Annotated in this window: 27 protein-coding genes; 16 read left to right on the top strand and 11 right to left on the bottom strand. The window is 53.9% G+C overall.

What is annotated here, in order from left to right:
• Nucleotides 1–40: 40 nt before the first annotated feature.
• On the top strand, nucleotides 41–256 hold the full coding sequence (locus tag ACI2I2_RS05760) for an ogr/Delta-like zinc finger family protein (protein ID WP_058842448.1): 216 nt from the start codon (nucleotides 41–43) through the stop codon (nucleotides 254–256).
• 288 nt (nucleotides 257–544) lie between these two features.
• On the opposite strand, the gene ACI2I2_RS05755 is transcribed toward ACI2I2_RS05760, so the two are convergent.
• Nucleotides 545–2,230, bottom strand: a complete 1,686-nt coding sequence (locus ACI2I2_RS05755) for an aspartate:alanine antiporter (protein WP_404657028.1) — start codon at nucleotides 2,228–2,230, stop codon at nucleotides 545–547.
• 261 nt (nucleotides 2,231–2,491) lie between these two features.
• On the opposite strand from ACI2I2_RS05755, the gene ACI2I2_RS05750 reads away from it, so the two are divergent.
• Nucleotides 2,492–2,866, top strand: a complete 375-nt coding sequence (locus tag ACI2I2_RS05750) for an inner membrane protein YbjM (protein WP_404657027.1) — start codon at nucleotides 2,492–2,494, stop codon at nucleotides 2,864–2,866.
• A gap of 15 nt (nucleotides 2,867–2,881) precedes the next feature.
• Here ACI2I2_RS05750 and ACI2I2_RS05745 read toward each other — a convergent pair whose 3' ends face one another.
• Nucleotides 2,882–3,145 carry a GrxA family glutaredoxin gene (locus ACI2I2_RS05745; protein WP_404657026.1) on the bottom strand — a complete coding sequence of 88 codons (264 nt, stop codon included), beginning with the start codon at nucleotides 3,143–3,145 and terminating at the stop codon, nucleotides 2,882–2,884.
• Between the two features lie 176 nt (nucleotides 3,146–3,321).
• Here ACI2I2_RS05745 and ACI2I2_RS05740 point away from each other — a divergent pair, with 176 nt between their 5' ends.
• The 10 genes from ACI2I2_RS05740 to rlmC all read left to right on the top strand — a co-directional run bounded on the left by ACI2I2_RS05740 (nucleotide 3,322) and on the right by rlmC (nucleotide 12,170).
• On the top strand, nucleotides 3,322–3,612 hold the full coding sequence (locus tag ACI2I2_RS05740) for a DUF1418 family protein (protein ID WP_404657025.1): 291 nt from the start codon (nucleotides 3,322–3,324) through the stop codon (nucleotides 3,610–3,612).
• Nucleotides 3,596–4,318, top strand: a complete 723-nt coding sequence (gene nfsA, locus ACI2I2_RS05735) for an oxygen-insensitive NADPH nitroreductase (RefSeq protein WP_404657024.1) — start codon at nucleotides 3,596–3,598, stop codon at nucleotides 4,316–4,318. Before ACI2I2_RS05740 ends, nfsA begins: the two co-directional genes overlap by 17 nt.
• Before the next feature lie 57 nt (nucleotides 4,319–4,375).
• Entirely contained in the window at nucleotides 4,376–5,278 is a 903-nt protein-coding gene (gene rimK, locus ACI2I2_RS05730) for a 30S ribosomal protein S6--L-glutamate ligase (RefSeq protein WP_404657023.1), read from the top strand.
• A gap of 106 nt (nucleotides 5,279–5,384) precedes the next feature.
• Complete coding sequence (locus ACI2I2_RS05725) at nucleotides 5,385–5,864, top strand: YbjN domain-containing protein (RefSeq protein WP_404657022.1); 480 nt, start codon at nucleotides 5,385–5,387, stop codon at nucleotides 5,862–5,864.
• Between the two features lie 406 nt (nucleotides 5,865–6,270).
• Complete coding sequence (gene potF / locus ACI2I2_RS05720) at nucleotides 6,271–7,383, top strand: spermidine/putrescine ABC transporter substrate-binding protein PotF (RefSeq protein WP_404657021.1); 1,113 nt, start codon at nucleotides 6,271–6,273, stop codon at nucleotides 7,381–7,383.
• A gap of 127 nt (nucleotides 7,384–7,510) precedes the next feature.
• On the top strand, nucleotides 7,511–8,644 hold the full coding sequence (potG, locus tag ACI2I2_RS05715) for a putrescine ABC transporter ATP-binding subunit PotG (protein ID WP_404657020.1): 1,134 nt from the start codon (nucleotides 7,511–7,513) through the stop codon (nucleotides 8,642–8,644).
• A gap of 11 nt (nucleotides 8,645–8,655) precedes the next feature.
• Nucleotides 8,656–9,609, top strand: a complete 954-nt coding sequence (potH, locus tag ACI2I2_RS05710; RefSeq protein WP_404657019.1) for a putrescine ABC transporter permease PotH — start codon at nucleotides 8,656–8,658, stop codon at nucleotides 9,607–9,609.
• Complete coding sequence (gene potI, locus ACI2I2_RS05705) at nucleotides 9,606–10,451, top strand: putrescine ABC transporter permease PotI (protein WP_404657018.1); 846 nt, start codon at nucleotides 9,606–9,608, stop codon at nucleotides 10,449–10,451. The genes potH and potI overlap by 4 nt, the downstream gene beginning before the upstream one ends.
• Before the next feature lie 75 nt (nucleotides 10,452–10,526).
• A complete protein-coding gene (locus ACI2I2_RS05700; RefSeq protein WP_404657017.1) occupies nucleotides 10,527–11,000 on the top strand; it encodes a YbjO family protein in 474 nt (157 codons plus the stop codon).
• Nucleotides 11,001–11,042: 42 nt separating this feature from the next.
• Nucleotides 11,043–12,170 carry a 23S rRNA (uracil(747)-C(5))-methyltransferase RlmC gene (gene rlmC / locus ACI2I2_RS05695; protein ID WP_404657016.1) on the top strand — a complete coding sequence of 376 codons (1,128 nt, stop codon included), beginning with the start codon at nucleotides 11,043–11,045 and terminating at the stop codon, nucleotides 12,168–12,170.
• 104 nt (nucleotides 12,171–12,274) lie between these two features.
• Here rlmC and ACI2I2_RS05690 read toward each other — a convergent pair whose 3' ends face one another.
• From ACI2I2_RS05690 to ACI2I2_RS05680, 3 genes are read right to left on the bottom strand one after another with little or no spacing between them, the layout of a single operon-like run.
• On the bottom strand, nucleotides 12,275–12,568 hold the full coding sequence (locus ACI2I2_RS05690) for a pentapeptide MXKDX repeat protein (protein WP_404657015.1): 294 nt from the start codon (nucleotides 12,566–12,568) through the stop codon (nucleotides 12,275–12,277).
• Between the two features lie 30 nt (nucleotides 12,569–12,598).
• Nucleotides 12,599–13,369: a molybdopterin-dependent oxidoreductase gene (locus ACI2I2_RS05685; RefSeq protein ID WP_404657014.1), complete on the bottom strand. Its 771-nt coding sequence runs from the start codon at nucleotides 13,367–13,369 to the stop codon at nucleotides 12,599–12,601.
• Nucleotides 13,370–13,379: 10 nt separating this feature from the next.
• The gene (locus ACI2I2_RS05680; protein WP_404657013.1) at nucleotides 13,380–13,979 is read right to left on the bottom strand and encodes a cytochrome b/b6 domain-containing protein; all 600 of its coding nucleotides are present in this window, start codon (nucleotides 13,977–13,979) and stop codon (nucleotides 13,380–13,382) included.
• Nucleotides 13,980–14,118: 139 nt separating this feature from the next.
• Here ACI2I2_RS05680 and ACI2I2_RS05675 point away from each other — a divergent pair, with 139 nt between their 5' ends.
• Together ACI2I2_RS05675 and ACI2I2_RS05670 are read left to right on the top strand one after the other, a co-directional pair.
• A complete protein-coding gene (locus ACI2I2_RS05675) occupies nucleotides 14,119–14,841 on the top strand; it encodes a response regulator transcription factor (RefSeq protein WP_404657012.1) in 723 nt (240 codons plus the stop codon).
• On the top strand, nucleotides 14,838–16,310 hold the full coding sequence (locus tag ACI2I2_RS05670) for a sensor histidine kinase (protein WP_404657011.1): 1,473 nt from the start codon (nucleotides 14,838–14,840) through the stop codon (nucleotides 16,308–16,310). The genes ACI2I2_RS05675 and ACI2I2_RS05670 overlap by 4 nt, the downstream gene beginning before the upstream one ends.
• 245 nt (nucleotides 16,311–16,555) lie before the next feature.
• Here ACI2I2_RS05670 and artJ (ACI2I2_RS05665) read toward each other — a convergent pair whose 3' ends face one another.
• The 6 genes from artJ (ACI2I2_RS05665) to ACI2I2_RS05640 all read right to left on the bottom strand — a co-directional run bounded on the left by artJ (ACI2I2_RS05665) (nucleotide 16,556) and on the right by ACI2I2_RS05640 (nucleotide 21,062).
• A complete protein-coding gene (artJ, locus tag ACI2I2_RS05665; protein WP_404657010.1) occupies nucleotides 16,556–17,287 on the bottom strand; it encodes an ABC transporter substrate-binding protein ArtJ in 732 nt (243 codons plus the stop codon).
• A gap of 173 nt (nucleotides 17,288–17,460) precedes the next feature.
• Complete coding sequence (gene artM, locus ACI2I2_RS05660) at nucleotides 17,461–18,129, bottom strand: arginine ABC transporter permease ArtM (protein WP_404657009.1); 669 nt, start codon at nucleotides 18,127–18,129, stop codon at nucleotides 17,461–17,463.
• A complete protein-coding gene (artQ, locus tag ACI2I2_RS05655; RefSeq protein ID WP_404657008.1) occupies nucleotides 18,129–18,845 on the bottom strand; it encodes an arginine ABC transporter permease ArtQ in 717 nt (238 codons plus the stop codon). The genes artM and artQ overlap by 1 nt, the downstream gene beginning before the upstream one ends.
• 6 nt (nucleotides 18,846–18,851) lie before the next feature.
• Nucleotides 18,852–19,583 (bottom strand): arginine ABC transporter substrate-binding protein, encoded by a 732-nt coding sequence (artJ, locus tag ACI2I2_RS05650; RefSeq protein WP_404657007.1) that lies wholly within the window; start codon nucleotides 19,581–19,583, stop codon nucleotides 18,852–18,854.
• A gap of 20 nt (nucleotides 19,584–19,603) precedes the next feature.
• Nucleotides 19,604–20,332 carry an arginine ABC transporter ATP-binding protein ArtP gene (gene artP, locus ACI2I2_RS05645; RefSeq protein WP_404657006.1) on the bottom strand — a complete coding sequence of 243 codons (729 nt, stop codon included), beginning with the start codon at nucleotides 20,330–20,332 and terminating at the stop codon, nucleotides 19,604–19,606.
• Nucleotides 20,333–20,549: 217 nt separating this feature from the next.
• Complete coding sequence (locus ACI2I2_RS05640) at nucleotides 20,550–21,062, bottom strand: lipoprotein (RefSeq protein ID WP_404657005.1); 513 nt, start codon at nucleotides 21,060–21,062, stop codon at nucleotides 20,550–20,552.
• Nucleotides 21,063–21,172: 110 nt separating this feature from the next.
• Here ACI2I2_RS05640 and ACI2I2_RS05635 point away from each other — a divergent pair, with 110 nt between their 5' ends.
• Together ACI2I2_RS05635 and ACI2I2_RS05630 are read left to right on the top strand one after the other, a co-directional pair.
• Nucleotides 21,173–21,493, top strand: coding sequence for a heavy metal-binding domain-containing protein (locus tag ACI2I2_RS05635; RefSeq protein WP_404657004.1), 321 nt, complete (start codon nucleotides 21,173–21,175; stop codon nucleotides 21,491–21,493).
• On the top strand, nucleotides 21,493–22,332 hold the full coding sequence (locus tag ACI2I2_RS05630; RefSeq protein ID WP_404657003.1) for an N-acetylmuramoyl-L-alanine amidase: 840 nt from the start codon (nucleotides 21,493–21,495) through the stop codon (nucleotides 22,330–22,332). Before ACI2I2_RS05635 ends, ACI2I2_RS05630 begins: the two co-directional genes overlap by 1 nt.
• Nucleotides 22,333–22,559: the final 227 nt, after the last annotated feature.

Genomic DNA, 22,559 nt, shown 5'->3' with positions numbered 1-22,559 from the left:
ATCATTATTGCGAACTGGTTAATAATGAGGGCTGACGAAAATGATGAATTGTCCTATGTGCGGACAGGCTGCACATACCCGAAGCAGCTTCCAGGTTTCCAACGAAACCAAAGAGCGTTACAACCAGTGCACTAACATCGAGTGCGGGCATACGTTCGTGACACATGAAACTTTTGTGCGTTCAGTGTGCCGTCCGCAAAAAATTAGCGCCGCACCACCTCATCCCAAAGGTATGCAGGAACAATTTGCTTACTGAATCTGACCCGCCGCTGGCGGGTTTTTTAATGGCTATTGCCGCCATGACTAAACGGCTGTCGCCATTTTGTCGCCACTGGCGTCAAAGATGTGTTCTAACTGGTTGATTATAAAGGGTCTGAATTTCAGGCAACAAAAAACCCATCAACCTTGAACCAAAAATGGCGGGGTTGATGGGCTCCACAAAATGGGGACATCAAAGAAAAGCAGTGGCATTACTTATGACTGACGGACAAACAAAAAGTTCGCTCTGTCTCGCATTTTTTTCTGCCATTTTCATTCTTCGGATTTATCCCAGTCCTGGCCAGATGACGATGATCAGCGTACCGGCCAGCGTTAACAAGACGTTAGCTATCGCGTAGGTGCCTGCGTAGCCCAGCGCCGGGATGTTACTGCGTGCTGTGTCGCTGATAATTTCCATTGCCGGGGCGCAGGTTCGTGCGCCCATCATCGCTCCAAACAGCATCGCGCGGTTCATGCGCAGCACATAGGCGCCGAACAGGAAACAGATAACCACAGGCACCAGGCTGACGATTAAACCGGCGACCAGCATCTGGCCGCCGACAGCACCCAGACCGTGTCCGATGCCGCTGCCTGCACTCAGGCCAACGCCTGCCATAAACACCATCAGCCCGAATTCTTTCACCATATTCAGCGCGCCTTGCGGAATGTAGCCGAAAGTAGGGTGGTTTGCTCGCAGGAAGCCGAGCATGATCCCGGCGAACAGCAGGCCAGCAGCGTTACCTATCGCGAAACTGAAGTTGCTGAACTGGAAGGTGATCATCCCAATCATCAGGCCGACGATAAAGAACGCGCAGAAGGCTAACAGGTCAGTGACCTGGCTGTGAATCGAGATAAAGCCGATGCGGTCGGCGATAGTTTTCACGCGGCGTGCATCACCACTGACCTGCAACACGTCACCTTTATTGAGCACGATGTTGTCGTCAATCGGCATCTCAATCTGGCTGCGGATCACGCGGTTGAGGAAACAGCCGTGGTCGGTGAGTTTGACCTGCGCCAGACGGCGGCCCACGACATTGTGGTTCTTGACGACCACCTCTTCGGTGACGATGCGCATGTCGAGCAGGTCACGGTCGAAGACTTCTTTGCCGTTACGGAAACTTGGGTCAAGACGTGCGTGAGCATCCGGATAGCCTACCAGCGCGATTTCATCGCCCATTTGCAGTACCGCGTCGCCGTCCGGGTTTGCCAGGATGCCGTTGCGGCGGATGCGTTCGATATAGCAGCCGGTCTGGCGATAGATACCGAGTTCACGCAGGTTTTTGCCATCGGTCCAGGCCACCAGCTCCGGGCCGACTCGGTACGCGCGAATCACCGGCAGATAGACCTTGCGGTTAGCATCCGTGTCCAGCCCACGTTCGCGTGCGATTTGCTGTGCGCTGGTTTGCAGATCCTGGTGTTGCAGTTTTGGCAGGTAACGCGCGCCGAGGATCAGGCTGACAAGGCCAATCAGGTAGGTCAGCGCATAACCCAGGCTCAGGTGGTCCAGGGCCGAAGCCAGTTCGTTGCCCGCCATGCCGGAATGCCGCAAGGTGTCACCCGCGCCCACCAGTACAGGTGTTGACGTCATCGCCCCCGCTAACATGCCTGCGGTGAGGCCGATATCCCAGCCAAACAGCTTACCCAGCCCCAGTGCAATGACCAGCGCAGAGCCGACCATCACTAGTGCGAGCATCAGATAATTCTTGCCGTCGCGGAAAAAAATGGAAAAAAAGTTCGGGCCCGCTTCGACCCCGACGCAGAAAATAAAGAGCATAAAGCCCAGATTTAATGCATCCGTGTTAATACTGAAATGCTGCTGACCTAATAACAAAGAGGCTACTAAAACGCCAATGGAATTACCAAGTTGGATAGATCCTAAGCGTATTTTGCCCAGACACAGGCCCAGCGCCAGTACTACAAATAATAACAGGATGTAATTCCCGTTTAACAAGTCTGCGACGTTTATATTCACGGAAGCTAACTTCTCGTTTACTAGTAAGTTGTTGAAGACAATGATTATTTAGGCTAGGATTTTTCCCCGGGTTGGCTGAAAAATACCTTTTGAAGCGGGCCTGATGATAACCATCAAATTAAGGCCGCTAGTTTAATCGTTCCTGATTGCGGCGGCTAGTCACAATCGTTTGTCCTTATGCAGGTGCATTACGGCATGGAGTGCCGAAAAACTTTATCGACTGGGCGTTGTGGAGTTGGATAGAGAATATCAGGAGGAATTTTGAGATCTGAACGAGGTTGGGCGGGTGTTTTCTGCTGTTTTGCCCTTTTTATTGTGGTGTGCCTTTATTTGTTACTGAATATGAAAGGCGCATTTCGTGCGTCCGGGCATCCTGAGCTGGGGCTGTTGTTCTTCGTTATTCCCGGCGCGGTGGCGAGTTTTGTGTCGTCGGGTCAGCGCGTGTTGTTGCCGCTGGTTGGGGCGATACTGGCAACGCCGGTGTGTCTGGTGGTGATGCGTGTGTGGCTGTTTTCACAGCGATCTTTCTGGCAGGAACTGGCGTGGTTGTTCAGTGCGGTGTTTTGGTGCGCATTGGGCGCGCTTTGCTTCTTGTTTGTCAGTGCGTTGATTCGCGCAAAACGTGGGCGCCATTAACGCCCACGCCCTGTCTTAAGCGTAGAGACCCAAGTTTTCTTTGGCCCAGGCTTCGAAATCGGTGAAACCACCGATGTGAGTCTGGTCAACGAAAATCTGCGGTACGGTTTCTACTGGCTTACCCACGGTTTGTTCGAGGTCAGCTTTGCTGATGCCTTCGGCGTGAATATCAATATAACGGAAATTGAAGTCGTCACGCTCGGCAGTCAGTTTTTCTGCCAGTTCTTTCGCGCGAACGCAGTAAGGGCAACCTGGACGACCAAAAATTACGGTAAACATGTTTCTTCTCTCCTGATTCTGAGCCAGACGGCGAATGGGCGCTATGATGCCTGTACTCGCGCTTGCACGAAAGAAGGTTCTGCCTTTTGTTGCGATTTGTTCTGACGGCGAGAGGCTATGTTTCGCCAATCACAGTTGTTATCCTCCCCGCTATACTCATCGACCGGAGACTGACGATGCGCTCACTCGGGGCTTTGCCCAAAAGCGTGCTGATACTGGAGGCCATTGGCATGGTGCTTCTGGTGCTGGCGTGGCTTTCTCTCAACCTATACATCACCTTGCCTGTGCCTTTTGACAGCCCAACCGCCGGGCTGGTGATGATTTTCGCAGGGATTTTATTGATGGTCCCTGCGGCTGTGGCGCTGTTTCGGGGCATGGCGCAGACCCTTGCCCCGCAGTTAATGCAGCGCAACGACGATAAACCCGTTTCGAAAGACCAGGATAAACGTGATGACGCCGACCATTGAGAAGTTGTTAAACCACCGTTCGATTCGCCACTACACCGGCGAACCCATCACTCAGGCGCAGCGCGAAGCTATCATCGCCAGCGCTCAGGCCGCGTCCAGTTCAAGCTTTTTACAGTGCAGTTCGATTATCCGCATCACTGACTCTGAGATGCGTGAAAAGTTGGTCACGCTGACCGGCGGCCAACAGCATGTGGCGCAGGCCGCGGAATTTTGGGTGTTCTGCGCGGATTTCAACCGCCATCTGCAAATCTGCCCTGAAGCACAGCTTGGGCTCGCCGAGCAATTGCTGCTCGGTGTGGTCGATACCGCAATGATGGCGCAAAACGCGATGGCTGCCGCAGAATCTCTGGGGTTAGGCGGGGTGTATATCGGTGGAATTCGTAATAGCATCGAAGCGGTAACCGAACTGCTGAATCTGCCTAAGCATGTGCTGCCTCTGTTCGGGCTGTGCCTTGGCTGGCCTGCGGATAATCCGGATGTGAAACCGCGCCTTCCGGCAAGCCTGCTGGTCCATGAAAATCACTATCAGCCGGTCGATGCAGACGAACTGGCGCGCTATGACGAAGAGATTGCGAACTACTATCTTTCCCGTGGCAGCAATACCCGGCGTGATACCTGGAGCGACCATATTCGTCGCACCATCATCAAAGAGAATCGACCGTTCATCCTCGACTACCTGCACAAGCAGGGCTGGGCTATCCGTTAAATTTCACTGCGTGTATGATGATCGCGCCTTTTTCAGGTCATCACAGTGAGGTGCAGGGTGAAAATAGCCATTTTGTCCCGGGACGGAACGCTCTGGTCCTGTAAACGTCTTCGCGAGGCCGCCGCTCAGCGCGGCCATCTGGTCGATATTCTTGACCCGCTTTCCTGCTATATGAACATCAGCCCGGCGGCCTCGTCCATTCACTATAAAGGCCGCCAGTTGCCGCAGTATGATGCGGTTATCCCGCGTATTGGTTCCGCGATTACCTTCTATGGCACCGCGGCGTTACGCCAGTTTGAGCTGCTCGGCAGCTATCCTCTGAATGAATCCGTTGCCATAACCCGTGCTCGCGACAAACTGCGTTCGTTGCAGTTATTGGCGAGGCAGGGCATTGACCTGCCAGTGACCGGCATTGCGCATTCTCCTGACGACACCAGTGACCTGATTGACATGGTCGGCGGTGCGCCGCTGGTCGTGAAGCTGGTGGAAGGCACACAAGGCATTGGCGTGGTGTTAGCGGAAACTCGCCAGGCGGCAGAAAGTGTGATTGATGCGTTTCGTGGCCTGAATGCTCACATTCTGGTGCAGGAATACATTCAGGAAGCGAAAGGGCGCGATATCCGCTGTCTGGTGGTGGGCGACGAAGTTGTAGCCGCCATTGAGCGTCGCGCGAAAGAAGGGGATTTCCGTTCCAACCTGCACCGTGGTGGCGTGGCGACCATCGCGAATATCACTCCGCTTGAGCGTGAGATGGCGCTTAAAGCCGCGCATACGCTGGGGCTGGATGTGGCGGGCGTTGATATTCTGCGTGCCGAGCGTGGGCCGCTGGTGATGGAAGTGAATGCTTCGCCGGGGCTTGAAGGGATCGAAAAAACCACCGGCATAGATATTGCCGGGAAAATGATCCAGTGGATCGAACGCCACGCCCAGCCAGGCTTTTGTCTGAAAACGGGGGGATAGTCCAGGTTTTCACCAGTTTCGTAGCATCTGAGCCATTTTTTGCGTACCCTGTTACCGCTTTTATTCAGGTTTCGCTTTTCTTTCACAGCAAGAGGTTTCACGGTTTATGGATTCACTGATCGTTCCGGGTCTGGATACTCTGCGTCAATGGCTCGACGAAATGGGCATCAGCTTCTATGAGTGTGATACCTGTCAGGCGCTGCACTTGCCGCACATGCAGAATTTTGACGGCATTTTTGATGCCAAACTCGATCTTCTGGATAACGTGGTGCTGTTCTCCGCGCTGGCTGAAGTGAAGCCTTCCGCGCTGCTGCCGCTGGCCTCTGACCTGTCGTCCATCAACGCCAGTTCACTCACCGTGAAAGCGTTCCTCGATATTCAGGACGATAACCTGCCTAAGCTGGTGGTGTGCCAGTCGCTGTCGGTCAATGTGGGCGTGACGCGCGAACAGTTTGAATGGTTCTTCCGTCAGAGCGAAGAACAGGTCTCGATGGTTATCCTCGAAGCGGCTTCTCATCAGCTGTTGTATAAAGGTGATGAAGAAGAGCAACCGATGGAAGAGTCGCAATTCCATTTTCTTCACTAAGGCCTCTCCTGATTAACGCAGCCGCCACCAGTGCGGCTGTGTAAAACCCCGCAATATTCTGTTGTTAACCTCTTCTTAAAGAATTATTCACCACTCCCCGGCACATGCAGGCTTATGCCATAAAGTGATCTTGCATAAAAAATTGATAAAAGGCGTTTTTTTACCCGAGCTATAGCGGCAAACCCTGGCTAAAGTTATTCTTGCGAAACCTCAGCGAGGGCGCGCGAAACACTGCATTTAAAGCGATGTGGCGCGAAATATCCTGAAACAATCGCGAGCAATGCCTGCCGGGAGAGCGCCTCTCTCCTTTTCATAGCAGACTGACAAAATATGCATGATTTTTGCATGCATCGATGTGCAACTATTTTGGTCCGAATGTTAACGGACGTTGATAAGGAAAAGAGCTATGACCGCCTTAAGTAAGAAATGGTTAACGGGTCTGGTAACGGGTGCGCTGATGGCAGTCTCTGCAGGTGCGCTCGCCGCTGAACAAAAAACGCTGCATATCTATAACTGGTCTGATTATATCGCCCCCGACACGCTGGCGAATTTCACCAAAGAAACCGGCATTAAAGTGGTGTACGACGTGTTTGATTCCAACGAAGTGCTGGAAGGCAAACTGATGGCGGGCAGCACCGGTTATGACCTCGTGGTGCCGTCGTCCCAGTTCCTGGAACGTCAGGCGCAGGCAGGTATTTTCCAGCCGATTGATAAGAGCAAACTGTCGAATTACAAGAATCTCGACCCTGAAATGCTCAAGCTGGTGGCACAAAACGACCACGATAATAAGTACGGCATTCCGTACATGATGGTCACCACCGGCATCGGCTACAACGTGGATAAAGTGAAAGCGGCACTGGGTAAAGATGCGCCAGTGAACAGCTGGGATCTTATCCTCAAGCCTGAAAACCTCGAAAAACTGAAAAGCTGCGGTGTCTCCTTCCTGGATGCGCCGAGCGAAATTTATGCCGCCGTGCTGCACTACCTCGGTAAAGATCCGAACAGCTCCGATCCGAAAGATTACACCGGAGCCGCCAACGATCTGCTGTTGAAGCTGCGTCCGTTCATCCGTTATTTCCACTCTTCTCAGTACATCAACGATCTGGCGAACGGCGACATTTGCGTGTCGATTGGCTGGTCGGGTGACATTCTGCAGGCGGCAAATCGCGCCAAAGAAGCCAAAAATGGCGTGAACATCGCTTATACCATTCCGAAGGAAGGGGCGATGGTTTACTTCGATATGTTTGCCATTCCTAAGGATGCGAAAAATACCGATGAGGCTTATCAGTTCCTGAATTACCTGCTGCGCCCGGATGTGGTGGCGAACATCAGTAATCACGTTTATTACGCCAACGCCAACAAAGCGGCCACGCCATTACTGAATGCTGAAGTGCGTGATAACCCAGGGATTTATCCGCCAGCTGACGTTCGTGCGAAGTTGTTCACGCAGACCGTGTTGTCGCCAAAAATTGACCGCGTCATCACCCGTTCGTGGACGACGGTTAAGACCGGTAAATAAAGCAGACATGCCCGGTCAGCGAAGCGCTACCGGGCACTATCCGCACCAGGTCAGTGCATCTGCACTGTGAAGTTCTTTGTAGGGTACCGGACCTTACAAATGTTTGTTTTTACCGGAGAGCACCATCGTGACCGACGCAATCCCACGCCCACAGGCGAAAACCCGCAAGGCGCTGACCCCGCTGCTGGAAATCCGCAATCTGACCAAATCCTTTGACGGCCAGCACGCCGTCGATGACGTCAGCCTCACCATATACAAAGGCGAAATCTTTGCTCTGCTTGGCGCATCGGGCTGTGGTAAATCCACGTTGCTGCGCATGCTGGCCGGGTTTGAACACCCCACCGCCGGGCAAATTGTTCTCGATGGCGTAGACCTGTCGCAGGTGCCGCCGTACCAGCGCCCCATCAACATGATGTTTCAGTCCTATGCGTTGTTCCCGCATATGACCGTTGAGCAGAATATCGCCTTTGGCCTGAAGCAGGACAAACTGCCGAAGGCGGAAATCACGGCACGTGTTCAGGAGATGCTCAGCCTGGTGCACATGCAGGAATTTGCGAAACGTAAGCCACATCAGCTTTCAGGTGGGCAACGCCAACGTGTGGCGCTGGCCCGCAGCCTGGCCAAACGGCCTAAATTACTGCTGCTGGATGAACCGATGGGCGCGCTGGACAAAAAACTGCGCGACAGAATGCAGCTAGAAGTGGTCGATATTCTTGAGCGCGTCGGCGTGACCTGCGTGATGGTGACCCACGATCAGGAAGAAGCGATGACCATGGCCGGGCGCATCGCCATTATGAACCGCGGTAAGTTTGTGCAGATTGGCGAACCGGAAGAGATTTACGAGCATCCTACGACGCGCTACAGCGCCGAATTTATCGGTTCAGTGAATGTGTTCGAAGGGCTGCTGAAGGAGAGACAAGAAGACGGGCTGGTGATTGATTCCCCGGGGCTGGTGCATCCGCTTAAAGTTGACCCGGATGCTTCCGTTGTCGACAACGTGCCGGTTTACGTGGCGCTGCGCCCGGAGAAAATCATGCTCTGCGAAGACCCGCCTGCGGATGGCTATAACTTTGCCGTCGGGGAAGTGGTGCACATTGCGTACCTTGGCGACTTGTCGATTTACCACGTGCGGCTGAAAAGCGGCCAGATGATCAGCGCCCAGTTGCAGAACGAACACCGCTATCGCAAAGGTCTGCCAACCTGGGGCGATGAGGTGCGTCTGTGCTGGGATGCCGACAGTTGTGTTGTTCTGACGGTGTAGGGGGAAGGGCGATGAGCACTTTAGAACCCGCAACATGCGCGAAACCGCCCGCCGGTTTTACCGCGTGGCTGGCAAAAATGCAGATGAAACACGGTCGCAAACTGGTGATAGCCCTGCCGTATATCTGGCTAATCCTGCTGTTTTTGCTGCCGTTTCTGATTGTCTTTAAAATCAGCCTTGCCGATATGGCGAGGGCTATCCCGCCGTATACCGACTTGTGGGAATGGGCTGACGACCAGATAACGCTGACCCTTAACCTCGGCAACTTCCTGTCGCTGACCGACGATCCGCTCTATGTTGAGGCCTATCTGCAGTCTTTGCAGGTGGCGGCTATCTCGACATTTTGCTGCTTACTGTTGGGCTATCCGCTCGCCTGGGCCGTGGCGCACAGCAAGCCTTCAACGCGTAATATCTTGTTGTTGCTGGTTATCCTGCCGTCATGGACGTCGTTTTTGATTCGTGTGTATGCCTGGATTGGCATCCTGAAAAGTAATGGCATTCTGAACAACTTCCTGATGTGGACGGGGATAATCCACCAGCCGCTGGAAATTCTGCACACCAACTTAGCGGTCTATATCGGCATTGTGTATGCCTATCTGCCGTTTATGGTGCTGCCGATTTATACCGCTCTGACGCGTATTGATTACTCGCTGGTTGAAGCATCTCTGGATCTGGGGGCCAAACCGCTGAAGACCTTCTTCAGCGTGATTGTGCCACTGACCAAAGGCGGGATTATCGCGGGCTCGATGCTGGTGTTTATTCCAGCCGTGGGCGAGTTTGTTATTCCGGAACTGTTAGGCGGCCCGGACACCATCATGATTGGTCGCGTGCTGTGGCAGGAGTTCTTCAATAACCGGGACTGGCCAGTCGCTTCGGCGGTGGCGGTCGTCATGCTGCTGCTGTTGATTGTGCCCATTATGTGGTTCCACAAGCATCAGCAGAAACAGATGGGGGATCACGGATGAACAATTTACCGGTCGTTCGCTCTCCGTGGCGCATTTTGATTCTGGTGCTCGGGTTTACGTTCCTGTACGCACCCATGCTGATGCTGGTTATCTACTCGTTCAACAGCTCTAAACTGGTGACGGTGTGGGCTGGCTGGTCAACGCGCTGGTACGGCGAGCTGTTCCATGACGATGCGATGATGAGTGCCGTTGGCTTGAGTCTGACCATCGCGGCCTGTGCGGCCACGATGGCGGTGATCCTCGGCACCATTGCGGCTGTGGTGATGGTTCGCTTCGGGCGCTTCCGTGGCTCAAACGGTTTCGCGTTTATGATAACCGCGCCGCTGGTTATGCCAGACGTCATCACCGGCTTGTCGCTGTTACTGCTGTTCGTTGCGCTGGGGCACGCTATTGGCTGGCCTGCAGAGCGAGGGATGCTGACCATCTGGCTGGCGCACGTCACGTTCTGTACTGCGTATGTCGCCGTGGTGATCAACTCTCGCCTGCGTGAGCTTGACCGCTCGATTGAAGAGGCGGCAATGGATCTCGGTGCCACGCCGCTGAAGGTCTTTTTCATCATCACGCTGCCGATGATCATGCCTGCGGTGATTTCCGGCTGGCTGCTGGCGTTTACACTTTCGCTTGATGACCTGGTGATCGCCAGCTTCGTGTCCGGGCCGGGTGCAACCACGTTACCGATGTTGGTGTTCTCCAGCGTTCGCATGGGCGTTAACCCAGAAATCAATGCCCTGGCGACACTGATCCTGGGCGTGGTCGGTATTATTGGGTTGATCGCCTGGTTGCTCATGGCAAGATCCGAAAAGCAGCGGGCGCGCGATATCCAGCGTGCAAGACGAGGCTGAACCGCATAAAATCCTCTCAGTTGTGTCATCGTCTCCTCCGGATTGCGGGGGAGACGTTTTCATGGAAGGCCACAATTGCGACTTTTTTCTAAATCACGATATTCACATGCCAGTCTGAATGTACCTGCACTGGTGCAGGTGGCGGCGCTCGCCATCATTTTGATTCGAGCTCTCGATCTGTTAATGATTTTTGATTTGCTTGGCCTGCGCGGGCTGGAAGAATTTGTCCTGCGCAGCGTCCAGACCTGGACGCTGACCCTGGTGTTTCTTGCCAGCCTGCTGTTGGTGTTCGTCGAAATTGGCTGTGCGTTTTCACTGGTAAAAGGGCGCAACTGGGCGCGATGGGTGTATCTGCTGACCCAGGTCATCACCACCAGTTATTTATGGGCGTCCTCTTTGGGCTATGGTTATCCTGAGCTGTTCAGCATCGCCGGAGAGACGAAAAGAGAGATTTTCCGCTCGCTGGTGATGCAAAAATTGCCGGATTTGCTGGTGCTGTTGCTGCTTTTTGTCCCTGCGGCCAGCCGTCGGTTTTTCCGTCTGCAATAACGGTGATACAATTCCGCCCCTTCAAATTTCCAGGGTTACTCTATGCAGTGCGCACTTTATGACGCCGGGCGTTGTCGCTCTTGCCAGTGGCTTGAACAGCCGGTGTCCAGCCAACTTGCTGCCAAAATGGCCGATCTTCAGCAGTTGCTTTCAACCACCACGGTTGAAGAGTGGTGTGCGCCTGTCAGTGGCCCGGAAAGCGGGTTTCGCAATAAAGCCAAAATGGTGGTCAGCGGCAGCGTAGAAAAACCGCTGCTCGGTATGCTGCATCGCGACGGTACGCCGGAAGATCTCTGCGAGTGCCCACTTTACCCAGACACCTTCGCACCCGTTTTTGCCGCTCTGAAACCGTTTATCGCACGGGCGGGGCTCACACCGTATAACGTGGCTCGCAAACGTGGCGAACTGAAATATCTGCTGCTGACCGAAAGCCAGCTGGACGGCGGCATGATGCTGCGCTTTGTGCTGCGCTCAGAAACCAAACTCGAACAGCTTCGCGCAGCACTGCCTGCGTTACAGGCTGAGTTGCCGCAGCTGAAAGTCGTTTCAGTCAACATTCAGCCGGTACACATGGCCATCATGGAAGGGGAAAAAGAAATTTTCCTGACTCCGCAACAGGCACTTCCTGAGCGGTTCAACGGCGTGCCGCTGTGGATTCGCCCGCAAAGCTTTTTCCAGACCAACCCAACGGTGGCAAGCCAGCTGTACGCGACAGCGAGAGACTGGGTACGCCAGTTGCCGGTGAATCATATGTGGGATTTATTCTGCGGCGTGGGCGGCTTCGGCCTGCATTGCGCCACGCCAGAGATGACCCTCACTGGCATCGAAATCTCAGCGGAAGCCATCGCCTGTGCGAAGCAATCTGCGGAAGAGCTGGGATTAAAAAATCTGCATTTTCAGGCGCTGGATTCCACAAAGTTTGCCACGGCGCAAGGGCAGGTGCCTGAACTGGTGCTGGTCAATCCACCGCGTCGCGGCATCGGCAAAGCGCTGTGCGACTATCTCAGTGAAATGGCCCCGCAGTTTATTATTTATTCGAGCTGTAACGCGCAGACCATGGCGAAAGACATCCAGCATTTGCCAGATTATCGGATGGTTCGCGTGCAGCTGTTTGATATGTTCCCGCATACTTCGCATTACGAAGTGATGGCGTTGTTGGTTCGAAAGTAAGAGTTGAGGTTACCCCTCTCCCCAAAAGAGAGGGAGAATATCTTGATCCCCTCTCCCTGAGGGAGAGGGTTAGGGAGAGGGGGAAAAGCGCGCACTGACCGAGATTACTGACTCATCGCATCCTTTTTCGTGCCGTCTTTCGACATGTTATCCATTTTCCCCATGCTGTCCTTTTTCATGGCGTCTTTCTTCATGCCATCTTTGGCCATGCCGTCCTTACACATACCGTCTTTGCACATTTTGTCGTGCGGTTTCGCCATGCCATCTTTCGCCATACCGTCATGAGACATCGCCATACCGTCTTTTTTCATGGCGTCTTTGCTCATATTGTCAGCAGCCTGCGCGTTAACCATAAACAGGGCGGAAAGAGCAGCGGCAACAATCATCATCTTTTTCATGGTATTTCCTCGTCATCTTTGTGTTGGGTATTAACTTCCACCAAACCAGTTGTAACCCTGGTCTTCCCAGTAACCGCCCGGGAAGCGATTGGTGATTTCTATGGATAAAACATGCTTCGGGTTTTTGTAGCCCAACTTGGTCGGGATACGGATTTTCATCGGGAAGCCGTATTCAGGAGGCAGAATGCGGTTATCCCAGGTCAGGGCCAGTAGCGTCTGCGGGTGCAGCGCGGTGGCCATATCAATGCTGGTGTAGTAATCATCCGCGCAGCGGAAACTGACGTATTTCGCGCGTTTGTCTGCGCCGATGAGCTGTAAGAAGTGGTGAAACGGCACGCCGCCCCATTTGCCTATTGCGCTCCAGCCTTCCACGCAAATGTGTCGGGTTATCTGGCTGACCTGCTGCATGTGATAGAGCTCCGGCAGCGTCCAGCTTTTGCTGGTTTGCACAAGGCCGCGGATCTCCAGCTGGTAATCACGACCGTCGATTTGCGGGATGTCTTCCGGGCCGTAAAAGGCGTTAAACGGGAAGGGGCGGGTGATATCGGATTCGTGATATTCAGGGGCCAGATTACGGTGACTGAACAGAAACCCCTGAACCCGGTCATTGAAGCGAGACATGCGGGACAGCGCCGTCTCTACGCTTTGATTGTCGCTGATATCACAACCGGTCAGCATCATCACGCCTCCCAGTGTCAGCCCCTGACGCAGAAGGCGGCGACGCTCAGGGCTCAGCAACTTTTCGGCATCCTTCACCAGATAATGCGCATCGCTTTCGGAGAGAAAAGAAGGCTTTTTCATTCGGTTGTCCTTAGCGTCCACGCAGCATAGCCAGTAATGTTTTTGGCACCAGCAGCACCATCAACAGGTGAATCACAACAAAAGCGGCTATAGCGCTCATGCAGAAAAAGTGGATATAGCGCGCGGCTTCGTAGCCGCCCAGCAGTTCACGTAGCAGCGGAAACTGCACGGATTTCCACAACACCAGACCAGAAAGCACCAGCCCGATGCCAAGGAAAATGACCCCGACATACGCCAGTTTTTGCACCGCGTTGTAATGGCTGAGGTCGGCGTGTTGCAGTTTTCCGCGAAGAGCCTGAATCACGTCATGGCGCAATTCACGCAGAGAAAGAGGGAAGAATTTGCGACGAAAGCGCCCGGTCACGATGCCCAGCGACAGGTACACCACCGCATTGATAACCAGCACCCACATCATGGCGAAATGCCACTGCAACGCTCCACCAAGCCAGCCGCCAAGCGTCACTTCTGCCGGGAAACTAAAATCAAACAACGGGGAGGCGTTATAGATGCGCCAGCCGCTAAACATCATGCCCGCAATGGCGATGGCGTTAACCCAATGGCAGCAACGCAACCACAGCGGGTGGATCTTTTCAGGACGCGATGGGGACATGGTCGTCTCTCCGTGAATGACATGTCCACATCATGCAAGGTTTCTTATCACCACATCCTCACGGAAGTTTAAATAAAATGTGATAACTCACCGCGCTCGCGTACGGTAAGCTTTAGAAAAAGACTGTCGGTGAAAATTCATGAATAGCGCAAAGAAAATACTGCTGGTGGAAGACGATCAGGACATCGCCACATTACTGCGATTAAACCTGCAGGACGAGGGCTACCAGATTGTCCATGAAGCGAACGGAACTCAGGCGCTGGCGCAGCTTGAGAAGCAGGTGTGGGATGCGGTCATCCTCGACCTGATGTTGCCGGGTGTCGACGGGCTGGAGATTTGTCGGCGCATTCGCCAGATGACGCGCTATCTGCCGGTCATCATCATTAGCGCGCGCACCAGTGAAACCCATCGTGTACTGGGGCTGGAAATGGGCGCAGACGATTATCTGCCGAAGCCGTTTTCCGTGCTGGAACTGATTGCCCGCGTCAAAGCATTGTTCCGCCGACAGGAAGCCATGGGGCAAAATATTCGCATGGAAGGCGGGTCGATCAGCTCGCATGGTCTGGATATTGACCCGTTGTCGCGTGAGGTTCGTCTGCGCGGCGAGATGGTGGAGTTGACCCCTCGCGAATTTGATTTGCTGTACTGGTTTGCCCGCCATCCAGGCGAAGTCTTTTCCCGTTTATCGCTGCTCGACCGGGTTTGGGGCTATCAACATGAAGGCTATGAGCACACCGTCAACACGCATATCAACCGACTGCGAATCAAGATTGAGCACGACCCGGCAGAACCGGAAATCATTCTGACGGTCTGGGGGAAGGGCTACAAATTTGCCAGTGATAAAGCGGAGTCATCATCATGATCCGTCGTTTGAGTCTCAGCCAGCGCCTGACGCTGGTCTTCACCGCTATCCTGCTGCTGTGTGCCATGGCGGCATGCAGCGTTCAACTTTACAGCACCAGCCAGTACGGCAGTGCGATGGTTCAGCGCCTTTCTGCTGGGTTAGCACAGCAAATCGTCAATAGCGAGCCGTTGCTGGATAAACAGGGCGATGTGAACCGCCAGACGCTGAAAACGTTGTTTGATCGTCTGATGACCCTTAATCCCAGCGTTGAGCTTTATCTTGTTGCGCCCGACGGACAGCTTCTGGCAGATGCCGCACCTGCGGGCCATCTGAAGCGACAGAAAATCGATATTGCGCCGCTGCAAGCCTTTCTGGGTGGTGCAGCCTGGCCGGTATTTGGTGACGATCCCCGCAGCCTGAACAAAGAGAAAGTGTTCAGCGTCGCACCGGTGAGGCTGAATGGTGAACTGCACTGCTATCTGTACATTATTTTGCAGGGTGAGGATTTGAACGCACTATCAGACAGCGCCTGGCAAAAAGCGCTGTGGAGTACGGTGCTGTGGTCACTGTTGTTGGTCGCGTTGTTCGGCACAGTGGCAGGAATGATGGTCTGGTACTGGGTGACTCGCCCGGTAAAACAGCTGACGGCAGATGTACGCGGTGTTGACCAGGACAGTATGAATGCCATCAAACAACTAGCCCAGCAAACGCCTGAGCGCCAGCCGACCAATGAAGTTGAGATCTTACGAAATACCTTCATCGAACTGGCGCGCAAAATTGCCAGCCAGTGGGATCAGCTTTCGGACAGCGACAGGCAGCGTCGGGAGTTTATCGCCAATATTTCCCATGACTTGCGTACGCCGTTAACGTCCCTGTTGGGGTATCTGGAAACGCTGTCAATGAAGGCCGACACGCTTTCACCCGCCGATAACCGTCAGTATCTGGCGATTGCGTTGCGGCAGGGTCACAAAGTCCGGCATTTATCGCAGCAGTTGTTTGAACTGGCGAAGCTGGAGCATGGCGGTATCAAGCCGCAACTGGAACGCTTTGCTATCGGCGAGCTGATTCAGGATGTGGCGCAGAAATTCGACCTGGCGATTGAAACACGTCGCCTGAAGCTCAAAGTCGATATGTCGCATTCGCTGCCACTGGTCAATGCAGATGTCTCGATGATTGAACGCGTGGTGACGAATCTGCTCGATAACGCCGTGCGCCACACACCGGAAGGCGGCACCATTACGTTGCGAGTCTGGCAGGAAAACGCGCAGCTTCAGGTGGAAGTGGCGGACAACGGCCCGGGTGTCGAAGATGAATTGCGCGAACAGTTGTTCCAGCGTCCATCGGTATTAAACCCGCAAAGCGCACGAGAAAATCGCGGTGGCCTGGGGTTACTGATTGTAAGAAGGATGCTGGAGCTGCACGGCGGTGGTATCCGCCTGGTCGACGCAACTGCCGGGGCGTGTTTCCGTTTCTTTGTGCCTTTGTAAAAAGGCCGTTGCCCGGTGGCGCTTCGCTTACCGTGCCTACGAACTGCATTGCTCTTGTAGGCCCGATGGCGCTTCGCTTACCGTGCCTACGAACTGCTTTGCTCTTGTAGGCCCAGCGGTGCTTCGCTTACCGTGCCTGCGAACTGCTTTGCTCTTGTAGGTCCGGCGGTGCTTCGCTTACTGTGCCTATGAACTGCTTTGCTCTTGTAGGCCCGGCAAGCTTGCGCCGCCGGGCATGAAACCGATTACTGCGGGAACCACTGCTCGCTGATTTTCTGGTAGGTGCCGTCGGCTTTAATCGCTTTCAGCGCGCCGTTCAGCTTTTCCAGCAATGCTTTGTTGTCCGGGCGTACGGCGATGCCAAGACCGGTGCCGAAGTATTGCGGGTCGGTGACTTTCGGTGTGGCAACACCTAACTGTGGGTTGGTTTTCAGCCATTCGTTCACGACCGCGGTGTCACCAAACACGCCATCAATACGGCCGTTTTTCAGGTCGATAATCGCATTCTGGTAGCTATCGTACGCCACTGTTTTCACTTCCGGGTGTTTGTCCTGCAGATATTTCTGGTGGGTGGTGCCGTTTTCCATGCCGATGCGCTTGCCCTTCAGATCTTCAAAGCTTTTAAACTCGCCTTTTTTGGCAATCACCATCGCGGAGTTGGCGTAATACGCATCGGTGAACGAAACCTGCTTGCTACGTTCTGGCGTGATGTCCATACCGGAAATCACTGCGTCATACTTCCTGAATTTAAGCGCCGGGATCAGGCTGTCGAAGGCATGATTCGTGAAGGTGCAGTTGGCCTGCATTTGCTTGCACAGCGCTTTGGCTAAATCGATATCGAAGCCGACAATCTGGTTGCTGGCGTCAAGGGATTCAAAAGGAGGGTAGGTGGCTGAAACACCAAAGCTGATTTTATCGGCGGCGGATGCGCCCGCGGCAAAAGTGGCAAGGACTGCGGCCAGAATCATTTTTTTCATTGTAAAGCTCCCGTCGGTCAATCTTATGATAAACGCCCTGTCTGAGGCATAGGAATTACCTTGCCATTAAGTGAATTTATATTCAATAAAAACGATTAAATACTTTAGAATGGGTATAAAAAAAGCGGGAAGTTAGCCACTTACCCGCTTTGCTGATGATTTTGTATGCAGCGTTAATTGCGGCGTTCAAACGCCAGCGCTTTGCGTTCAACCAGGCGCATCAACAGCGTCAACAGGCCGTTAACCACCAGATATACCACGCCTGCTGCGCCAAAGACCATCACATCGTAGGTGCGTCCGTACAGCAGTTGCCCGTGGCCCATCACCTCCATCAGCGTGATGGTGTAAGCCAGAGAGGTACTCTTGAACACCAGCACCACTTCGTTGGAGTAAGAGGAGAGCGCGCGCTTAAACGCATACGGCAGCAGAATAGCCAGCGTGTCTTTCTTGCTCATGCCCAACGCCCCGCAGGACTGCCACTGACCGTCCGGGATCGCGCGAATCGCGCCATAGAACAGCTGCGTGGTATAGGCCGCACTGTTCAGCGACAAGGCAATCATCGCACACAGCCACGGCTCGGACAGCAGATGCCAGATAGCCGGGTAGTTCTGCAACTGCGGGAACTGGCCTGGGCCGTAGTAAATCAGGAAGATCTGCACCAGCAGCGGCGTACCGGTAAAGAGCGTGATATAGCCGCGCACAATCCACACCAGTACCGGCGTTTTTAACGTCAGAATGATGGTGAAAATCAGCGACAAAATCAGGGCGACGATGATCGACGCCATCGTCAGCGTCAGGCTGGTGTGCAGCCCTTTCAGCAGTTCGGGTAAATACTCAAGCATCAGCCTGGTCTCCGTTCAAAGCGAGTCGCGCGCAGGTCAATGCGTTTGAGGATGTACTGACTGAGCAGGGTGATAACCAGGTAAATAGCCGCCGCCACGATGTACCAGGTAAACGGTTCCTGAGTGCGGGTGGCAATGCTTTTGGTCTGCAGCATCAGGTCGTTGACGCTGATAAGCGACACCAGCGCGGTATCTTTCAGCAGCACCAGCCACTGGTTGCCGAGGCCCGGCAGCGCATGACGCCACATCTGCGGCATCACCAGACGGAAGAAAATGGCCGTTTTCGACAACCCTAACGCTTGACCAGATTCCCACTGACCCTGCGGTACTGCTTTCAGTGCGCCGCGCAGCGTCTGCGAGGCATAGGCAGAATAGAGCAGTGAAAGGGCAATCACGCCGCACAGGAACGGGCTGACGTCGAAGTTTTCAATCTGCACCTGCACCGGGATTTGCACAAACCCCAGCGGGATCGTGAAACCATCGGAAAGCAGCAGCAGAAGCTGTGAGGAGCCAAAATAGATAAACAGCACCACCAGAATTTCCGGCAGGCCGCGGAGCGCGGTGACCAGCGCTGTGCCAAGCCACGCAATAGGGCGCCATTTGGCTGACTCCCACACCGCGAACAGCATCGCCAGCACCAGACCGATGGCCAGCGCACAAACGGCAAGGCCGACGGTCATCCCGGCGGCGCTTGCTAAAGGAAACATTTCATTCATTTAGAATTACTTCTGAAACCATTTGGTGTAGATGGTCTGGTAAGTGCCATCTTTCTTCACTTTATCCTGCGCGGTGTTCAGCTTCTGCTGCAGGTCGGTGTTGCCCTGACGAATGGCAATGCCCAGACCGGTACCGAAGTAGTCTTTATCCGTGACTTTATCGCCAATCGCCGCCAGTTTCGGGTCGGCTTTCAGCCACTCGGTGACGACCGCTGTATCACCAAATACCGCGTCGATACGGCCATTCTGCATATCCAGTTTGGCGTTCATGTAGCTGTCGTAAGGCACAACGGTAATTTCCGGGTGCTTATCGGTGATGTATTTCTGGTGAGTAGACCCGTTCTGCATCCCGACTTTTTTGCCTTTCAGCGCCGCGATATCCGCGACTTTGCCTTTCTGGCCGACGAACAGCGCAGAGTTTTCATAGTAAGGCTGGGTGAACAGCACCTGCTTTTCACGGTCTGGCGTGATGTCCATACCGGAAATGACTGCGTCGATGCGACGGAATTTCAGGCTTGGGATCAGGCTGTCAAACGCCTGGTTGGTGAAGGTACAGGTGGCATCGATTTCTTTACACAGGGCATTCGCCAGGTCGACGTCGAAACCGACAATCTTGTTGCTGGCATCCATCGATTCAAACGGAGGGTAAGACGCTTCCATGGCAAAACGGATAGTCTGAGCAGCGCTGGCAGACAGGCTAACACTGGCGAGCAGCGCGGCAATCACGATTTTTTTCATTGTCATTGTTCCCGAAAACATCAGTGTGAAAGATAGTTTTTAAAGGCGTCGGTCTGCGGCTCGGCAAAGCAGCTCGCATCCCCTTGTTCTACGATATGACCGTTTTCCATATACACCACCCGGCTCGCGGTTTTACGCGCGACTTCCACTTCATGGGTGACGATCACCTGAGTAATTTGGGTTTGTGCCAGCTCGCGAATGATGCTGACAATCTGCGCGGTGATTTCAGGGTCCAGCGCGGCAGTGGGTTCGTCAAACAGCAGAACCTGTGGTTCCATCATTAGCGCACGGGCAATGGCCACACGCTGCTGCTGACCACCAGAAAGGTGCAGCGGATAGCGATCGCTGTAAGGTTTTAAGCGCAGACGTTCCAGCAGTTTTTCGGCGCGAGCCATCGCCTGAGCTTTTGACAGACCCAGCACTCGGCAAGGGGCTTCAATCAGGTTTTGCACCACGGTGAGGTGCGGCCACAGGTTGTACTGCTGGAAGACCATCCCGACGTTTTGGCGCAATTCACGGATCGCGGCGTCAGAAGGGGCTTTGCTGAAATTAAACTGATTTCCCGCAATCGAGAGTTGCCCGGAACGTGGCATCTCCAGCAGGTTAAGCACGCGTAACAGCGAACTTTTTCCCGCGCCGCTAGGGCCAAGCAGCACCAGCGTTTCACCCTGCGGGCAGGCCAGGGTTATGTCGAACAGCGCCTGATGTGCGCCGTAAAAGCAGTTAATGCCTTCTAGTTTTATACTCATCCGGGAAATCTGATACCGATAGTAATTGAGGCCGCAAATAGTAACGTTGGCAGAATAGTTATGCAATATTTATGCGTTAAAACTTAAATATAAACCGTGTTTACACTTAAAGTTAGCACAAAATAGCGAGAGCATGAGGGCTTAGGAATAAATGTCGGCATCCGTCACAGAATGCCAGACATTTACCCTGAGTTATTAGGTGGGAATGGGGGAGGAATTACTGCTCAAGCACCTGACGAAGCGTGCCAGCCGGGGCGTGAACGGTGCCGCCAAGGTAGCGAACATCATCAACAGCCCAGCACTGACCTTCACGGATCATCAGCACTTCATCCTGCCAGCTCTGCGTCCCCTGCTTCAACGCAACGCGCAGCGGAATGTTGCGGGCATCGGTGTTTGGGATCGTAGAGGCATCGGCCACGTCTGCGCTGTCAGGCGGTGTGGTACGGCTGGAGAACAAGTCTTGCTGCAAAAGTGCGCGTTTATTCGGATCGTTGTTCGCATCGTTAAGCACTTTGGCCAGTGAATCGCTTAAGTAAGGACGCAGCGCGGTTAAATCGGTCGCGCGGTGCTGAATGCGGTAGTCGTAAAACTTCTGCGCCACGGCGTCCGGGCCGCCTTCGACACAAGGGCCGGAGCGAGTGCCAATATCCTGAAAGGCGGGCGTAACGGTGGTGCAGGCGCTGAGCAAAAGGGCGCACGGCGCAAGAAGAGCGGCAACAGAGTAGCGCATGAGTGATTTCCTTATAGACTGACTACGGTATTAAGATGTTTTCAAGCATAGCGTATCGGGACAATAATGTGTTTGATTAACCGAGCTAAGGCATTGACGCAGGAGGACGAATGCAATTCTCAACAACCCCAACCCTGGAAGGGCAACCCATTGTGAAATACTGCGGAGTGGTGACCGGTGAAGCGATTCTCGGGGCCAACATTTTCCGCGACTTTTTCGCGGGCATTCGCGATATCGTCGGCGGCCGTTCCGGAGCCTATGAAAAAGAGCTGCGTAAGGCACGCGAAATCGCTTTTCAGGAATTAGGCGAACAGGCAAAAGCGCTGGGCGCAGATGCGGTAGTCGGGATTGATATCGACTATGAAACCGTCGGCAAAGACAGCAGCATGCTGATGGTCAGCGTCAGCGGAACCGCGGTGAAACTTCGCTGATGAAACGTTCGCTGTTAGTTCTGGCTCTCCTGCTGGCCGGTTGTGCCAGTGACAACGCCAACAATGGCAAAAAGGTGATTGAGAAGCCGGGGTATTTCCTCGACACCAGCCATCCGGCGCAAAACGCTTATCCGCGAATTAAAGTGCTGGTGATTCATTATACCGCCGGTGATTTTGACACCTCGCTGCAAACCCTGACGGATACCAAAGTCAGTGCGCATTATCTGGTGCCAGAAATTCCGCCGATGCGCAAGGGCAAACCGCTCATCTGGCAACTGGTGCCGGAGCGAGATCTGGCCTGGCATGCCGGGGTTAGCTTCTGGCGCGGGGCTACGCGCATCAATGATACGTCGATTGGCATAGAGCTGGAAAACGAGGGCTGGCAGAAAACGGCGGGGGTAAAAAGCTTTGCGCCGTTTGCGCCGACGCAAATCGAGGCGCTGATCCCACTGGCAAAAGATATTATCGCCCGCCACCAGATTGAGCCGGAAAACGTGGTGGCACATGCGGATGTTGCTCCGCAGCGTAAAGACGACCCGGGCCCTGAGTTTCCATGGCGTGAACTGGCGCAGCAGGGGATAGGGGCGTGGCCAGAGCCTGATCGGGTGGCGTTCTATCTTAACGGACGCGCGCCATCGCTGCCGGTCGCGACGTCATCGGTACTCGATTTACTGTCGCGCTATGGCTATGAGGTGACGCCGGGCATGAGCTATACCCAGAAAAAACGGGTGATCATGGCCTTCCAGATGCACTTCCGTCAGTCCCGTTGGGATGGCGTAGCCGACGCGGAAACGCAGGCGATTGCCGAAGCATTGTTGGAGAAATACGGACAGGGGTGATCCTCCGGGATCACTTGCCAGCTTTTTTAGTGTCTTCTTTTAGACCTGTTTATCTGTACCCATTCAGCACATGAATGCTTTATAGTTTCCGCAGTCGAAATTACTCTGCAAAGCGCTGGACAATTCTTCTCAGACAGTGTTATCAGAAAAGATGTTTAGCGTTGGGCTTAATATCTGCATCTCTACCGTTTTAATGTGGGTTTTCTAATGGATTGCAAAGGCAATCT

It is taken from the genome of Scandinavium sp. NPDC088450 (assembly GCF_044900545.1).
Taxonomy (GTDB): Bacteria; Pseudomonadota; Gammaproteobacteria; order Enterobacterales; family Enterobacteriaceae; genus Scandinavium.
Note: the sequence above shows the minus strand (reverse complement) of the source record. Positions and strands in the feature narration are given on the sequence as shown.

Coding starts and splice junctions, on each gene's coding strand:
- ACI2I2_RS05685 (WP_404657014.1), bottom strand. CDS start 13,369: ATGAAAAAGCCTTCTTTTCTCTCCGAAAGCGATGCGCATTATCTGGTG.
- ACI2I2_RS05690 (WP_404657015.1), bottom strand. CDS start 12,568: ATGAAAAAGATGATGATTGTTGCCGCTGCTCTTTCCGCCCTGTTTATG.
- ACI2I2_RS05635 (WP_404657004.1), top strand. CDS start 21,173: ATGCAATTCTCAACAACCCCAACCCTGGAAGGGCAACCCATTGTGAAA.
- artJ (WP_404657010.1), bottom strand. CDS start 17,287: ATGAAAAAAATGATTCTGGCCGCAGTCCTTGCCACTTTTGCCGCGGGC.
- potF (WP_404657021.1), top strand. CDS start 6,271: ATGACCGCCTTAAGTAAGAAATGGTTAACGGGTCTGGTAACGGGTGCG.
- ACI2I2_RS05680 (WP_404657013.1), bottom strand. CDS start 13,979: ATGTCCCCATCGCGTCCTGAAAAGATCCACCCGCTGTGGTTGCGTTGC.
- artJ (WP_404657007.1), bottom strand. CDS start 19,583: ATGAAAAAAATCGTGATTGCCGCGCTGCTCGCCAGTGTTAGCCTGTCT.
- artP (WP_404657006.1), bottom strand. CDS start 20,332: ATGAGTATAAAACTAGAAGGCATTAACTGCTTTTACGGCGCACATCAG.
- ACI2I2_RS05675 (WP_404657012.1), top strand. CDS start 14,119: ATGAATAGCGCAAAGAAAATACTGCTGGTGGAAGACGATCAGGACATC.
- ACI2I2_RS05725 (WP_404657022.1), top strand. CDS start 5,385: ATGGATTCACTGATCGTTCCGGGTCTGGATACTCTGCGTCAATGGCTC.
- ACI2I2_RS05670 (WP_404657011.1), top strand. CDS start 14,838: ATGATCCGTCGTTTGAGTCTCAGCCAGCGCCTGACGCTGGTCTTCACC.
- ACI2I2_RS05760 (WP_058842448.1), top strand. CDS start 41: ATGATGAATTGTCCTATGTGCGGACAGGCTGCACATACCCGAAGCAGC.
- rlmC (WP_404657016.1), top strand. CDS start 11,043: ATGCAGTGCGCACTTTATGACGCCGGGCGTTGTCGCTCTTGCCAGTGG.
- nfsA (WP_404657024.1), top strand. CDS start 3,596: ATGACGCCGACCATTGAGAAGTTGTTAAACCACCGTTCGATTCGCCAC.
- artM (WP_404657009.1), bottom strand. CDS start 18,129: ATGCTTGAGTATTTACCCGAACTGCTGAAAGGGCTGCACACCAGCCTG.
- ACI2I2_RS05640 (WP_404657005.1), bottom strand. CDS start 21,062: ATGCGCTACTCTGTTGCCGCTCTTCTTGCGCCGTGCGCCCTTTTGCTC.
- potH (WP_404657019.1), top strand. CDS start 8,656: ATGAGCACTTTAGAACCCGCAACATGCGCGAAACCGCCCGCCGGTTTT.
- artQ (WP_404657008.1), bottom strand. CDS start 18,845: ATGAATGAAATGTTTCCTTTAGCAAGCGCCGCCGGGATGACCGTCGGC.
- ACI2I2_RS05745 (WP_404657026.1), bottom strand. CDS start 3,145: ATGTTTACCGTAATTTTTGGTCGTCCAGGTTGCCCTTACTGCGTTCGC.
- ACI2I2_RS05630 (WP_404657003.1), top strand. CDS start 21,493: ATGAAACGTTCGCTGTTAGTTCTGGCTCTCCTGCTGGCCGGTTGTGCC.
- potI (WP_404657018.1), top strand. CDS start 9,606: ATGAACAATTTACCGGTCGTTCGCTCTCCGTGGCGCATTTTGATTCTG.
- ACI2I2_RS05740 (WP_404657025.1), top strand. CDS start 3,322: ATGCGCTCACTCGGGGCTTTGCCCAAAAGCGTGCTGATACTGGAGGCC.